This is a genomic window from Gordonia aquimaris, from assembly GCF_026262595.1.
GTDB classification, from domain to species: Bacteria; Actinomycetota; Actinomycetes; order Mycobacteriales; family Mycobacteriaceae; genus Gordonia; species Gordonia tangerina.
In genome coordinates, this window is the sequence record NZ_JAPKFM010000008.1 from 137946 (window position 1) to 152707 (window position 14762).

Below are 14762 nucleotides of genomic sequence, written 5' to 3' on the forward strand. Positions count from 1 at the left end.
GCGGCGGTGCGTCGTGCAGGAGTGTGGCGCCGGAGTGTCCCGGAGGGATGGGTGGACCGGTGCGGTTCGGCGCGTCATCTCCGCGGTTGGGTCACGAAAGTGTCACCATTGAGAGCATGAAGCCTCGCATCCTCGTCGTCGACGACGACGCCGCACTCGCTGAGATGCTCACCATCGTGCTGCGCGGCGAGGGTTTCGAGCCGTTTGTCGTCGGTGACGGGACGCAGGCCTTGACCGCGGTTCGGGAGATCCGGCCCGACTTGGTGTTGCTCGACCTCATGTTGCCGGGGATGAACGGAATCGACGTGTGCCGGGTACTGCGCGCCGATTCGGGTGTACCCATCGTCATGCTGACGGCGAAATCCGACACCGTCGACGTGGTGCTCGGGTTGGAATCCGGCGCAGACGACTACATGGTGAAGCCGTTCAAGCCGAAGGAACTGGTCGCGCGGGTGCGCGCCCGGCTGCGCCGTACCGACGAGGAGCCGGCCGAGCTGTTGTCCATCGGTCCTGTCGAGATCGACGTCCCCGCGCACAAGGTCACCCGGGATGGGGTACCGATCTCGCTGACCCCGCTGGAGTTCGATCTGTTGGTGGCACTCGCACGTAAGCCGCGTCAGGTGTTCACCCGTGACGTCCTGCTGGAGCAGGTGTGGGGTTACCGCCATCCCGCGGACACTAGACTCGTGAACGTGCATGTCCAGCGTCTCCGAGCCAAGGTCGAGACCGACCCGGAAAATCCTGAGGTCGTGTTGACGGTGAGGGGGGTCGGCTACAAGGCCGGCCCGCCGTGATCGGCCGTCCTCGACGTCGCGTCAACAGCACCTTCGGGCGGGTCACCCGCGTCGCGAGCAGCGTCGGTCGTGCCTTCGGCAGGATCTGGCGGCGATCGCTCCAGCTGCGCGTGGTGGTCTCGACGTTGGTGCTGTCGTTCGTTGTGATCGTCATCCTGGTGTTCGTGCTGATCAGTCAGATCACCGACCGGCTCCTCGATGTGAAACTCGCTGCGGCGACCGAAGAGGTCGAGCGCGCCCGGATCTCCGTGGAACGGGATCTGACCAGCAGCGATGGCAACATGTCGGTGCAGAATCGGCTGCGCCAGACACGATCGCTGCTCACCGACCGTGACGTCGACACCAGCGACAGCTCCGGAACGGTGGGCACTTTCGACACGGTGCTGCTGGTGCCGGGTACCGAGGACGACGGGAGCGACAGCGGCGTCGGACCGATCTCGGAGATCCCCGACAACCTGCGAGACATGGTCGAAGGTGGGCAGGTCGCCTACCAATACACCTCGATCTCCAATGCGTCCGGAGGGTCGGAACCCGCGCTCGTCGTCGGCACACCGACCAACGCATCGGTGCCAGGTCTCGAGCTCTACCTCGTGTTCCCGTTGACCAGCGAACAGAACACCGTCGATCTGGTGCGCGGCACCCTGGTCACCGGTGGCGTCGTGTTGCTTGGTCTGCTGGCCGCGATCGCCTGGCTCGTGTCGCGGCAGGTGGTGCTTCCGGTGCGCAGCGCATCGCGCATCGCCGTGCGCTTCGCCGACGGCCGGCTCAAGGAGCGGATGCCGGTTCGAGGTGAGGATGACATGGCGCGGCTGGCGATGTCGTTCAACGATATGGCCGAGAGCCTGTCGAAACAGATCACCCATCTCGAGGAGTTCGGTGGACTGCAGCGACAGTTCACCTCCGACGTCAGCCACGAACTGCGCACTCCACTGACCACGGTGCGGATGGCCAGTGACGTGCTCTACGAGGGGCGCGACGAACTCGATCCGGTGCGCAAACGATCCGTGGAGCTGCTCGACAAGGAGCTCGACCGTTTCGAGACGCTGCTCAACGAGCTGCTCGAGATCTCGCGCCACGACGCCGGTATGGCCGAACTCGCCGCCGAGCGGATGGATATGGCGATCCCCATCGACGGTGCGCTCGCGACGGTCAGCCACCTGGCAGAGGAGACCGGAACCGAGTTGGTGCTGGACCTTCCGACCGAACCGGTGATCGCCGAGATCGATCCCCGCCGCGTCGAGCGGATCCTGCGGAACCTGCTCGCCAATGCCATCGATCACGGTGAGCGCAGCCCTGTGGTGCTGACGATGCGGTCGGACGGCGACGCGGTGGCCATCACCGTGCGAGACCACGGCATCGGACTACGGCCCGGGGAGGAAAAACTCGTCTTCAACCGATTCTGGCGGTCGGACCCGTCGCGCTTCCGTCGTTCCGGCGGCACCGGGCTCGGTCTGGCGATCAGCATCGAGGACGCCCGCCTGCACCAGGGCCGGCTGGAGGCCTGGGGAGAACCCGGCAACGGAGCCAGCTTCCGGCTGACGCTGCCATTGGTGCGGGGCCACAAGGTGCTCGGCAGCCCGTTGCCGCTCAAACCGGTGGGTGGGGGGCTGGGCCGTCAGTCACCCGCGCGCACCGCGCCGAAGCCGGTCGCGGGGCCCGAGTTGGGTGCCGACGACACCCCGGCATCAGCACCGCAGAACTCGCCCGCGTCGCAGAACCCACCCGCAACGCAAAGCACATCTATGCCGCAGAACCCATCGGGGCCACACGGCCCGACCGTGCCACAGCGCAGCAACGGGGGAGGTGGCAATGGCGCCGGTTGATCACGCACCGGCCGGTGCCGGGGGCTCGGCGCATCGTGCGGTGTCGACGCTGGCGATGATGCTGGCAGTCTTGTGCGGTCTGAGTGCCTGTGGATCGATCCCCAGCAGTTCATCACCTCAACCGATCACCGCGTTCGAACGCCAGGGGCCGACCAATGCCGTGCCGGTCCCGCAGGCGGATATGGATCCGGAGTCGCTGGTGCGGGCCTTCCTCAAGGCCACCGCCGACCCGGACTCCGGACACGAGGCTGCGCGCAAGTTCCTCACCACCACCTCGTCGGAGCAGTGGGACGATCGAGGCGACATGCTGATCATCGACGAGATCAACATCTTCGTCGACCAACGCAGTGAGGACGCCGTCCGGTTGCGTCTGATCGGCGACAATGTCGGCACGCTGAAAACCGACGGGGAACTGCTGCCGGCGACAGGCCGGGTCGAGACCACACTCTCGCTGGCCCGGGTCGGCGATCAATGGCGCATCGACGGTCCGCTGCCCAACGGCACGATGCTCGACCGCAACCAGTTCGAGACCGCCTACCGCGGCGCCACGCTGTACTTCACCAACCGCAGCCTCGAACACCTCGTCGCGGACCCACGATGGTTCTACTCCGGCAAGGACACCGAGGCGACCGAACTGCTCACCCGGCTGATCGCGGGGCCGGCTGCCGACCTGGCAGACGCCGTCGACAGCGGCTTCCCCAACGGTGCCGCACTACGTGGGCCGGTCACCGCATTGAACGACGGTGGCGTGCGGGTGGAACTGACCGGTATCGGCTCCAGTTCGACCCGCGACCGTACCGCGCTGGCGGCGCAGATCATCTGGACCCTCGACGCCGCCGACATCGGCGGGCCGTACGTGATCAACGCCGACGGCGGTCCACTGATCCCCGAGCGCGCGCCCGGCTGGCAGACCACCGACGTACGCTCGTTCGACCCGACCGCGGTGCCTGCCACCGATGTCGGCCTCAACATCATCCGGTCGGGGGCATTGCTGAAGGTCACCGACTCCGGCACGGTGCCCGTCGACGGCCCGCTCGGCTCGGGCACCGCGGTGCGCTCCGCGGTGATCTCCGCCGACGGCGAGACCGACGCGGCCGTGCTCGCCCGCGCCGAACGGCGATTCGACCTGGTCGTCGGGCCTTACGGTGCGAATCCGGCGGTCGTGACGAGCGGGGTCTCGATCACTCGGCCGTCGTTCGGGCAGGACGCCAACGCGGTCTGGGCGGTCGTCGACGGACAACCCGTGCAATGGATGCGCGACGAGTCCGGCGACAGTGAACGGCTCATCCCGGTGAACGCCGACGCCATCGCCACGGTGGCGCGTGGGGCGATCACCGAGTTGCAGGTGGCCCCCGACGGGGTGCGGGTGGCGCTCATCGTCGGCGGCCAGGTGGTCTTCGCGGTGGTCAGCACCAATGCCGACGGCGGGCTCTCGCTGACCAGCCCACGAATCGCGGCCTACAACATCGGTAACCGGGCGGTGTCGTTGGATTGGGCGTCGCCCACCACCCTGATGGTGGCCCGGGACACCGTCGAGTCCCCGGTCGCCCAGCTGTCGATCAACGGCACGCCCGCGGTCGGACTCCTGTCGGGCAACCTGTCGCCGCCGGTGCGTGCCGTCGTCGCCGACCAGTCCACCGTCTACGTCGGGGACACCCTTGGTGTGCTGCGCCTGGGCAGCTCAAATGGGCAGCCCGACCAGTACTGGACGGAAGTCGAACCGGCGATGGCCCCGGACGTGATCCCGGTCCTGCCATGACCCGGCCCGCCTGACACACCTCCCGGCCCAGGGAGCATGTCAGGCGCCGGCGATCACGACGACCGTGGCGAGGCGCAGGCCGTGGGTGGACAGTACCCGCGACGCCTCGGCCGCGGTGGCACCGGTGGTGAGGATGTCGTCGACGAGCACCAGAGTTCCGCCGGGCAGCGGCCGGGTCCGCGCCCGGCGCCGCATGTGGACGGCGCCGGTGAGATTGGCCACCCGTCCACGTGCATCGAGGCCTGCCGAGTCCCGCGCCCGCGAGGCCGTCACGAGCAACTCCGCCACCCGCACCCGGGGTCCGAGGCGCACAGCGGCGGCTCGGGCGATAGCGGTCACCGGATCTCCACCCCGACGTCGTGCCGACGCGGCGCGGGTGGGCGCGGGAACCAAGGTCAAGGTGTGGCGGTCGGGGATCTCACCCCACTGGGCGAGCGTCACCAGCCCCCGCGCCAAGGCATCGGCGAGCTCCTCGACCAGATCACGACGACCGTGCTCCTTGACCGCGATCAGGGCGGCCCGGTGTGGCCCGCGGTAACGCCCGAGGGCCCATGCCGGCACGCCGACCTTCACCCGGGGCTCGAGCCGCACCGGGGAGTCGGCCAGGGTCGCCGCGCACTGCGCGCACCACGCGATGCCGGGGAGATCGCACCCGCCGCAGTGTGTCGGGATCATCAGATCGACCCCGGCGCGCGCGACGTCGACGGCATGGCCGGCCAGGCCGGGGCGCCATCGGGTCATCGGTCGAGTATGACCGGGCTTGTGGATCGTCGCGGCGCCGGCCGAGGCGGTGACGACAGATCTGGGGATGCACCGAATCGCCGGTGGACAACCGTGACACGCGTCTGTTGCCCGGAAACGTGGCCAGTAGGCGAACTTCCGGCTACGGTCGAAGGCACAACAGGTAGCCACCGCTTTTCACGAGGAGGTGAGGCCCCTGCCACTGAGTGTCAGCCGTCGGCTGGCATGGACTCGATTCCCTACCGACGACGAAGGTGTCAGCGCGACAACGAGTCTGACGTCGCTGTCCAGCCTCTCCTGCCGTGGGTTCTGCGCCCGGCGGCAGAAACGCGAGTGGTACATCCTGATCGGCGTCCTCCACCAGCGGCATCATGCCGCCTGTGCCGGTGGATCGGATCAGGTCGCGTCGTGACACTGCGGTCCTCGGGTGGGAACCACCACAAGGAGGTAGTTGTTTATGTCAACAGTCATCCACCGCAAAGGCCATCGCGAGTCGAAGGTCGGTGAACGAGCCCCCGAATCAACCCCGGACTCCAAGCAGGCCCGTCCGACCTCAGACGAGGCCTTCGATCCCAGTTTTGCCTTCGTCCGACCTGCCGGCTCCGTCGCCGCCGACGAACCCGCCGAACCCAATGCCAAGGTCGACATCAGTGGACGCAACGTCGAGATCCCAGACCATTACCGAATCTATGTCGGAGACAAGCTCGCCCGACTCGAACGTTTCGATCCGTCCATCTTCCGTTTCGACGTCGAACTGAACCACGAACGCAATCGGCGACAGTCCAAGGTCTGCCAACAGGTCGAGATCACCGCGGTGGGCAAAGGCCCCAAGGCGCGCGCCCAGGCGTGTGGAGAGAATTTCTACGCCGCCCTCGAGGCCGCGCTCGACAAACTGGAATCCCGGCTCCGCCGGGTGAAGGACCGCCGTCGGGTGTCCTACGGCAACCGCCGTCCGCTGTCGGTGGCCGAGGCCACCGAGATCGGCGCGCCCCCGCTTCGTGATGGCCAGCTCACTGCCCAACCCGATGCCGGCGCCGATGCGAACGCTCAGGAGTGGGATGACGGTGTCGAGCTCCATGAGCCAGGTCAGGTCGTCCGCGTCAAGGAGCACGAGGCGGTCCCCATGTCGGTGGACGACGCGCTCTACGAAATGGAACTCGTCGGACACGACTTCTTCCTGTTCCACGACAAGGAAACCGACCGGCCGTCGGTCGTCTATCGGCGCCACGCCTTCGACTACGGTCTGATCCGTTTGGCCTGACATCGATCAGCCCGACACCGATCAGGTTGCACTAAGGCGACCTGAGTACCATGGAATCCGGCCTGTACTGCGTTGCAGGCCGGATTTCGTGTGTTGTCGACAAGAGTGAGGGACTCGATCCACGGTGCTGAACAAGCTGCTGCGCGTCGGTGAAGGCCGGATGGTCAAGCGTCTCGATGCGATCGCGTCGCACGTCGAGGCTCTCTCCGACGAGGTCGAGGCACTGACCGACGCCGAACTGCGGGCCAAGACCGACGAGTTCAAGGAGCGCATCTCCGACGGCGCCTCGCTCGACGAGTTGCTGCCCGAGGCGTTCGCGGTGGCGCGTGAGGCGGCATGGCGAGTGCTCGAACAGAAGCACTTCCACGTCCAGATCATGGGCGGCGCGGCCCTGCACTACGGCAATATCGCCGAGATGAAGACCGGTGAGGGCAAAACGCTGACCTGTGTGCTGCCGGCCTACCTCAACGCGCTATCGGGCGACGGTGTGCATGTGGTCACCGTCAACGACTACCTCGCCAAGCGCGACGCCGAGTGGATGGGCCGCGTACACCGGTTCCTCGGTCTCGACACCGCGGTGATCTTGACCGGCATGAATTCCGAGCAGCGCCGCGCAGCCTATGCCGCCGACATCACCTACGGCACCAACAACGAGTTCGGCTTCGACTACCTGCGCGACAACATGGCCCACTCGCTGCCCGATCTGGTGCAGCGCGGCCACAACTACGCGATTGTCGACGAGGTCGACTCCATCCTGGTCGACGAGGCCCGTACCCCACTGATCATCTCCGGTCCCGCCGAGGGATCGAGCAAGTGGTATGTCGAGTTCGCGCGGATCGCGCCGCTGCTGGAAAAGGATGTGCACTACGAGGTCGACATCAAGAAGAAGACCATCGGCGTGCACGAGGCAGGCGTCGAGTTCGTCGAGGATCAACTCGGCATCGACAACCTGTATGAGGCGGCCAACTCCCCACTGGTCAGCTACCTGAACAATGCCATCAAGGTCAAAGAGCTCTTCCATCGCGACAAGGACTACATCGTCCGCAACGGTGACGTGCTCATCGTCGATGAGTTCACCGGCCGCGTGCTCGACGGACGGCGATTCAACGAAGGTTTGCATCAGGCGATCGAGGCCAAGGAACGCGTCGAGATCAAAGCCGAGAACCAGACGCTGGCCACGATCACCCTGCAGAACTACTTCCGCATGTACGACAAGCTCGCCGGCATGACGGGAACCGCGGAGACCGAGGCCGCCGAGTTCGATCAGATCTACAAGCTCGGCGTGCTGCCGATCCCCACCAACAAGCCGATGATCCGCAAGGATCAGGTCGATCTGATCTACAAGACCGAAGAGGCCAAGTTCGACGCCGTCGTCGACGACATCACCGAGAGCCACGAGAAGGGGCAACCGGTCCTGATCGGTACCACCAGCGTCGAACGCTCGGAGTACCTCTCGCGCCAGCTCACCAAGCGCGGAATCCCGCACAACGTCCTCAACGCCAAGTTCCACGAGCAAGAGGCCCAGATCATCGCGGAGGCCGGCCGTACCGGTGCGGTCACCGTGGCCACCAACATGGCCGGTCGTGGCACCGACGTCGTGCTGGGCGGCAACCCGGACATCATCGCCGACACCCGGTTGCGCAAGGCCGGGCTCGACCCGGTGAACACACCCGACGAATACGAGGCCGCATGGCCCGAGGCCATCGAGGTCGCCCGGGCGGCCGCGGCCGAGGAAGCCGAGGCGGTGCGCGCGGCCGGTGGCCTGTACGTGCTGGGCACCGAACGCCACGAGTCCCGTCGTATCGACAACCAGCTGCGCGGTCGATCCGGCCGTCAAGGTGACCCAGGGGAGTCGCGCTTCTACCTCTCGCTCGGTGACGAACTCATGCGTCGCTTCAACGGCGCCGCGCTCGAGTCGATCATGAATCGCGTCAACCTGCCCGATGACGTGCCCATCGAGGCGAAGATGGTCACCAAGGCCATCCGGAGCGCGCAGACCCAGGTCGAACAGCAGAACTTCGAGGTCCGTAAGAACGTCCTCAAGTACGACGAGGTCATGAACGAGCAGCGCAAGGTGATCTACTCCGAGCGCCGCCGCATCCTCGAGGGCGAAGACCACCGTGAACAGGTCCAGACGATGATCGACGACGTCGTCGGAGCGTATGTGGAAGGCGCGACCGGCGAGGGGTACGCCGAGGATTGGGACCTCGACGAACTCTGGACGGCGTTGCGGACGCTGTACCCGATCCAGCTGGATCCCAAAGAGGTCGTCGGCGAGAACGAATTCGGCGAACGCGACGACATCAGCGCCGAGGAGCTCAAAGACGTACTCGTAGGCGACGCACGCGCCGCCTACGAGGCCCGGGAGAAGGAAATCGAGTCCATCGCCGGCGAAGGCGCGATGCGTCAGCTCGAACGCACCATTCTGCTCACCGTGCTCGACCGCAAGTGGCAGGACCACCTCTACGAGATGGACTATCTGCGCGAGGGTATCCATCTGCGGTCGATGGCCCAGCGCGATCCGGTGGTGGAGTACCAGCGCGAGGGTTTCGACATGTTCCACGGGATGCTCGACGGTCTGAAGGAAGAGGCACTGGGCTTCCTCTACAACGTCCAGGTGCAGACCGAGCAGGCCCCGCCACGAGTCCCCACGCCGGGCGCGCAGGCGACCCTGTCGTCGCCCGAGGTCGCCGACTTCGCGGCCGCGAACGGCAGCGCTACGCAGGAGCCGGAAACCCCCGAGAAGCAGGTCCCTCCGGCGCTACGCGCCGTCGGCGTGGAGCAGCCGGAGGTGCCGATGACATTCTCCGGTCCCTCCGAGGGCGGCGGAACCGAAGTGCACTCCGCAGAGGAGGAGCTCGACGATCCGGCGTTGGTCTCGGCGACGCGTCGCGAACGCCGCGCGGCCGCGCGAGAGAGCGTCAAGGGCGCTCGGCAGAAGCCGCCGAAGTCCAAGAAGAAGCGTCGCTGACGCTTCTCCGAGTTCTGCGACAGCGGATTTGTCGAGAAATTTGCTGTGGAAACGGAACCGGCGGGCACCCTGATGCGTCCGATTCATATGGAGCCCTCTCGAGTCCTGATCCGACCCGCACCGTCCTATGAGCCGCCGGCCCGTCCCGTCGACGAGGTCCCTGGCGGCGCTCCCGACACGAGCGCGCCCGCCACGGTGCCCGGCGCGGTGCCCGATGAGCCGACCCGCCGGCCGCGTCGGGCACTGTCGAAGGCGACAGTCGACGCCCGACGACACGCCATCCGCACCATCACCCTGGTCCTCGAGGTCATCGACCGTCGGCGCACCGTGGCACATCTCGAGGGGCTGGCAACCGCGCATCTCATCGATCAGGTCACCGCGCTCATCCGCCTGACACCACCCGGTGGCGTGGACGGCGACACCGCCGCGTTGCGTCGTGTGCACGTGCAGATGCTCAGCCCCGGCACCGCCGAGATCTTCGGTAGTTATCGTCGCGGGATGCGTGTGCGGGCGTTCGCCGCACGCATCGAGCAGCTGCCGTGTCGTGTGCGCGCCACGCCCGGCCCGCGACACCCGGTGCTGACCCGCGCCGCGGAATATCGTTGGCAACTGGTTGCTTTCACGCTGGTCTGATGTCCGTTGCCCGACCTGACTCACCGATCGAGCAAGCACAGTCCGGACGAACTCACCGACAGCACCACTAAGATCACACTCGTGGTCAACCGGCTGTCCCCGCGCGAAGCGATGTTCTATTTCCTCGACGAGACGGGTTCGACGACTCACCTCGGAGCGCTGCTGATCGTTGACGCGGGCGAATCGGAGAAGTCGGGCACGACTGCGGCGGCCGAACAGCAGTCAGGTGACGGCGCGAGATCCGGGTCGGCGAAGAAATCTGCGCGCAGCGGCTCCACCACCCAGACACTCGACTACCCGAGCCTGGTCGCGCTGGTGGAGAACCGGTTGCAGTCCATTCCCCGGTACCGGCAGGTGGTGCGCGAAGTGACCCTCGGGCTGGCCCGCCCCGTGTGGGTCGACGACCCTGATTTCGACATCAATTTCCACATCCGCCGCTCCGGCCTGCCGCGCCCCGGAAACACCGCGCAGCTGCAGGATCTGATCGCGCGGGTCATGTCGCGACCACTCGATAGGACCCGGCCGCTCTGGGAGATGTACCTGATCGAGGGACTCCCAAACGGTCAGCAGGCAATTCTGACCAAGACCCACCGATGTCTGGTCGATGACGAGGCCGCCCTCGAGATCAGCGAGGCGATCTGCGACGAACAGCCGGAGGTCGAAGCGCTCGCCGAAGACCTGTGGATGCCGGGAGCGCCGCCCGGTTCGGTGTCGCTGGCGGTGGGTGCGGTGGCCGAGGCGTTCTCCCGGCCCGGCGATTTGTTGGACTCGTTGATGCACGGGAACTCGGTGGTCGCCGAGGTGCGCTCCACTGCCGAGGACGCGTTGCGCCGGGTGGGCAGCATCGTCCAGCAACTCTCCGACTCGGCTCCGTCGAGCCCACTCAACAACTCGACCACGTCTACCCGGATCTTCGCGGTGGCGTCGGTTCCACGTCGCGGATGCGCCAAGATCGCCGACCGCTACGACTGCACAGTCAACGATGTGGAGTTGGCGATCATCTCGGGTGTGATGCGCCGGTGGATGCTGTCCTTCGACGAGTCGGTGAACGTCGCCGACACCGTCCGCGTGGTGCTCCCACTGTCGGCGCGTGACCCCGGGGTCGAGCGACGTCTCGATTCGGAGGCACGCTGGATCGCCGTGGGCAAACCGAGCTTCGTCACCGACCTGCCCGTCGGGGAGGACAATCCGGCGGTGCGACTGGCGCAGGTGGCGGGCCTGGCCAATCGGTACTCGCAGTCGTCGCGACGGTTGTCGATGGGTCCGCAACCGATCCTGTCCGAATTGGGTGTGGTGCCCTTTCCCGAGCTGAGTTCGCGCGCCTTCCGCAGCCTGAACCGCCGCGCCTACAACGTGCCGGTCGGGATGGGGACATCGCCGGTCGCCGACAAGTTCGTGGACGGGTGCCCGGTGTCGGAGATGTACATGATCCCCACGTTGATGGCCCAGCGGGCGCTGGCCATCAGCATCACCGACTACCGCGACAACCTGGAGTTCGCGTTCATCGCCGATCGCGGGGTCATGAACGATCTGCCGGCGATGACCGACTATGTGACCGAGGCATATGAGGAGCTCCTGGCCACCAAGTGATCCGCTGGGTCGGCCGCCCACCGGGGCCGGCGCCGACGAGCCGATAGGGTGGTGGATTGATCTGACAGCGGGGTGCCGATGTGGTTGAGGGATGGTGCGGATGAGGGTGTACTTGCCGGCGACACTGGCGATGCTGATGGAGCTCAACGAGGTCGGCGAGTTCCGCGCGGTCGGTGGTACCGGCTTCGCGTTGACCCCGACCCTGCGCGAGGCGTTCGTATCCGGTGACGACGAGGAACTCGCCGAGGTGGCGATGCGCGAGGCTGCGCGCGCCTCGCTGCGGTTACTCGCCGGCGAGGCTCCCGAACCCGGCGACGACGCCGCCGATGCGGACCTGACAGCCGACGAGCGCACCACGAAACCGGGGGACACGCCGAGACTTCCGCCGCGTCGCGTGGTGGTGGCTGCCGATGTCGCCGACGTGACGTTGCATCCCGAACTCGACGACGCGGTCGTTCGCATCTCCGGGCCGGTGGCGCTGCGTGACATCGCCTCGGTGCACGTCGACGTCGCCGAAGCCGAGGACAAGGTGCGGGCCGCGGCGGTGGTGATCGATGCCGCCGACCTCGGTGACCAGGACGCCGAGCTCGCGGTCGGCGACGTGGAGGACTTCGACCTTGCCTGGTATGCCACTCAGGAGCTGCCGTTCCTGCTCGAACTGCTGTGACGGTTGGCTGCCCGCCAACGGTCGCGTAACCTACGGAACCGTAGGTTGTCGGGTGTCGAGCGTGATCGTCGGTCACGGGTGAGGTGGTGCGCAGGTGGGCTGGCGCGAGCGTTTCGAAGAGCCGGTGGCGGGGGTCGCCGCACGCAGCCGGGCTGCGCAGTGGGCGCGCGCCGCGGTCGCCAGGATCACCACGCCACTGCTGCCCGACGATTATCTGCATCTGGCGAATCCGCTCTGGTCGGCTCGGGAACTGCGCGGCAAGGTCGTCTCCGTGACCGCCGAGACCGAGGATTCGGCCACCATCCGCATCCGGCCGGGGTGGGGGTTCTCCTTCGACTATCAGCCGGGACAGTACGTGGGCATCGGCGTCGGCATGGAGGGGCGCTGGACGTGGCGCTCCTACTCGTTGACATCGGTCCCGGTCACCGCGGGCGGTCGCGATGATCGGATCATCGCCATCACGGTCAAGGCCATGCCCGAGGGATTCCTGTCCTCGCACCTGGTGACCGGTCTGCGTCCGGGTACCGTCGTCCGACTCGCGGCGCCCCGTGGCGAGTTCGTGCTGCCCGAGCCGTTGCCGTCGAAGATCCTGTTCGCCACTGCCGGAAGCGGGATCACCCCGATCATGTCGATGCTGCGCACCATCCGACATCGCGGGCAGCGCGCCGACATCTGCTTGGTGCATTCGGTGCCCCACGAAGACGATCTGCTGTTCGCCGATGAACTCGCCGGGCTCGCCGCCGACGGCCTGATCGATCTGCATGTGCAGTACACGCGGAGCGTCGGGCAACTCACCGGAGATCGATGGGCCACGGTGGTGCCCGATTGGCGCGAGCGGCAGACGTGGGCGTGCGGCCCGGCCGGGTTCCTGGACTCGGTGCAGGCCATGTTCGCCGATGCCGGCGTCGATGACGCACTGCATATCGAGCGGTTCGCGCTTGAACGCGGCGCGGTCGGTGCGCGGGGCGGAAACGTCACCTTCGGTCGGTCGGGTACGGTCGCGCAGGCCGACGGCGCGACGACGCTGCTCGAGGCGGGTGAATCGGCGGGGGTGCTGATGCCTTTCGGTTGCCGGATGGGGATCTGCCAAAGCTGCGTGGTCATGCTGGATCAAGGGTGTGTCCGCGACTTGCGGTCCGGAGTCGAACACGTGGAAGGTGAGCGGATCCAGACCTGCGTCAGCGTCGCGGCCGGGGACTGCACGCTCGACGTGTGAGACGCGCCGGTTCGGACCTGCGGGCGAGTTCGGTTTCGACTCGGCGTCGCGCCCGGATGGCGTTAGGCTCGTCAGGACGGCAGTAGTCGACCACGGAGGAGATCCGCGTGCGCGCTGAGCTGACCCAGACCATGGAAGTGCTGGTCCTGTCCGACGACGTCGTCACGCTGCGGGCCCATTCGTCCGCGGATGCGGAGCGGGTCGTGGAGTACGCGACGGACCCGCTGACGATGCGGTGGGCCAGGATGCCCTCGCCCTACGGCCGCACCGATGCCGAGCGCTATATTGCCGGGGCGCGGGCCGGATGGCAGTCCGGGGACGCGATGACCTGGGCGATCGAGTATGAGGGGCGATTCATCGGCAGTGTCGATCTGACCGGTTCCGGTCGCATCGTCGAGATCGGTTTCGTCCTGCATCCGGATGCGCGCGGTCGGGGGCTGGCCCGTCGAGCGATCATCCTCGCGATCGAGTACGCCGTCGCCCACCGGGATATCGAGGTGGTGCGGTGGCAGGCCGAGGAAGGGAACCTCGCGAGTCTCCGGACGGCGCACAGCTGCGGTTTCACACTCACCGCCAAGATCCCGGATTGGCTTGAGATGAACAGCAAAGTGGTCGACGCGTGGTGTGCGAAGTGGCGTGCCGGCGACGACTTCGCGCCCAAATCAACTTGGCGCGCAACCACTTTTGAAACCGATCGGTTCCGATTACGTCCACTCGCCGAGGCCGATGACGAGCGGATTCGACAGACCCTCGATGACCCGGTCTCGCGCAAGTACCTGTTCGGGCGCCCCGACCCGCTGCTGATCGAGCATGCCGCCGCGGAGCGCACCCGCAAGTGGTGGACCGCCGCACGCGGGGAGACCTGTACCTGGGCGGTTGCCGACCTCGAGACCGACAACTATCTGGGCGACATCTCGATATTCGAGATCAGCCCTGTCACCGGGGCGGAGATCGGCTTCTACACCCATCCGGATGCCCGCGGCAGCGGAGTCCTCGGCGAGACGTTTCCGGCGGCCGTCCGCCATTGCTTCGATGTCCTCGACATTCGCCGGATGACGATGTTCGCCGCCGATTCCAATGAGGGCAGTAAAGCGTTGGCGCGGCGGGCCGGATTGCGCGAGTTCGGCACCCAACCGCTCGCCGCCAGCTCCGCGGGGCGCCTCGAGGATCTCGTCGGCTACGAACTGCTGCGCGACGACGCCTGACCGCGCACAGAGTGCGCTCGGTCACAATCGAGCCCTGACATCGGCAAGGGGTGGACACGTCGGCTCCGGCTAACCTACGCTTGCGTAGGTTACGGAATGGTA

Annotated in this window: 11 protein-coding genes; 10 read left to right on the forward strand and 1 reads right to left on the reverse strand. The window is 66.8% G+C overall.

All coding sequences use genetic code 11. From position 1 onward, the window contains the following. The first annotated feature begins 116 nt into the window (after positions 1-116). The 3 genes from mtrA to lpqB are packed head-to-tail and all read left to right on the forward strand — an operon-like array spanning position 117 to position 4376. Positions 117-794, forward strand: coding sequence for an MtrAB system response regulator MtrA (mtrA, locus tag OSB52_RS10245; protein WP_004023513.1), 678 nt, complete (start codon positions 117-119; stop codon positions 792-794). Continuing rightward, positions 791-2617 carry an MtrAB system histidine kinase MtrB gene (gene mtrB, locus OSB52_RS10250; RefSeq protein ID WP_308191720.1) on the forward strand — a complete coding sequence of 609 codons (1827 nt, stop codon included), beginning with the start codon at positions 791-793 and terminating at the stop codon, positions 2615-2617. The genes mtrA and mtrB overlap by 4 nt, the downstream gene beginning before the upstream one ends. Then, complete coding sequence (lpqB, locus tag OSB52_RS10255) at positions 2604-4376, forward strand: MtrAB system accessory lipoprotein LpqB (RefSeq protein ID WP_372475203.1); 1773 nt, start codon at positions 2604-2606, stop codon at positions 4374-4376. The genes mtrB and lpqB overlap by 14 nt, the downstream gene beginning before the upstream one ends. A 39-nt stretch (positions 4377-4415) precedes the next feature. Here the strand turns inward: lpqB and OSB52_RS10260 are convergent, their stop codons facing one another. Continuing rightward, a complete protein-coding gene (locus OSB52_RS10260; protein ID WP_266061558.1) occupies positions 4416-5117 on the reverse strand; it encodes a ComF family protein in 702 nt (233 codons plus the stop codon). Between the two features lie 457 nt (positions 5118-5574). Here OSB52_RS10260 and hpf point away from each other — a divergent pair, with 457 nt between their 5' ends. From hpf to OSB52_RS10295, 7 genes are all read left to right on the forward strand, one after another. Beyond that, positions 5575-6378, forward strand: coding sequence for a ribosome hibernation-promoting factor, HPF/YfiA family (hpf, locus tag OSB52_RS10265; RefSeq protein ID WP_235725032.1), 804 nt, complete (start codon positions 5575-5577; stop codon positions 6376-6378). Positions 6379-6502: 124 nt separating this feature from the next. Then, positions 6503-9349 (forward strand): preprotein translocase subunit SecA, encoded by a 2847-nt coding sequence (gene secA / locus OSB52_RS10270; RefSeq protein WP_266061559.1) that lies wholly within the window; start codon positions 6503-6505, stop codon positions 9347-9349. Positions 9350-9394: 45 nt separating this feature from the next. Further along, positions 9395-9982, forward strand: coding sequence for an Rv3235 family protein (locus tag OSB52_RS10275; protein ID WP_266061560.1), 588 nt, complete (start codon positions 9395-9397; stop codon positions 9980-9982). 81 nt (positions 9983-10063) lie between these two features. Next, complete coding sequence (locus OSB52_RS10280) at positions 10064-11572, forward strand: wax ester/triacylglycerol synthase domain-containing protein (RefSeq protein WP_266061561.1); 1509 nt, start codon at positions 10064-10066, stop codon at positions 11570-11572. Between the two features lie 100 nt (positions 11573-11672). Then, a complete protein-coding gene (locus tag OSB52_RS10285; RefSeq protein ID WP_266061562.1) occupies positions 11673-12239 on the forward strand; it encodes a DUF6912 family protein in 567 nt (188 codons plus the stop codon). A gap of 94 nt (positions 12240-12333) precedes the next feature. Next, the gene (locus OSB52_RS10290) at positions 12334-13455 is read left to right on the forward strand and encodes a ferredoxin reductase (RefSeq protein WP_287016820.1); all 1122 of its coding nucleotides are present in this window, start codon (positions 12334-12336) and stop codon (positions 13453-13455) included. A gap of 131 nt (positions 13456-13586) precedes the next feature. Continuing rightward, positions 13587-14660: a GNAT family N-acetyltransferase gene (locus OSB52_RS10295; protein WP_277615075.1), complete on the forward strand. Its 1074-nt coding sequence runs from the start codon at positions 13587-13589 to the stop codon at positions 14658-14660. The last annotated feature ends 102 nt before the right edge of the window (positions 14661-14762 follow it).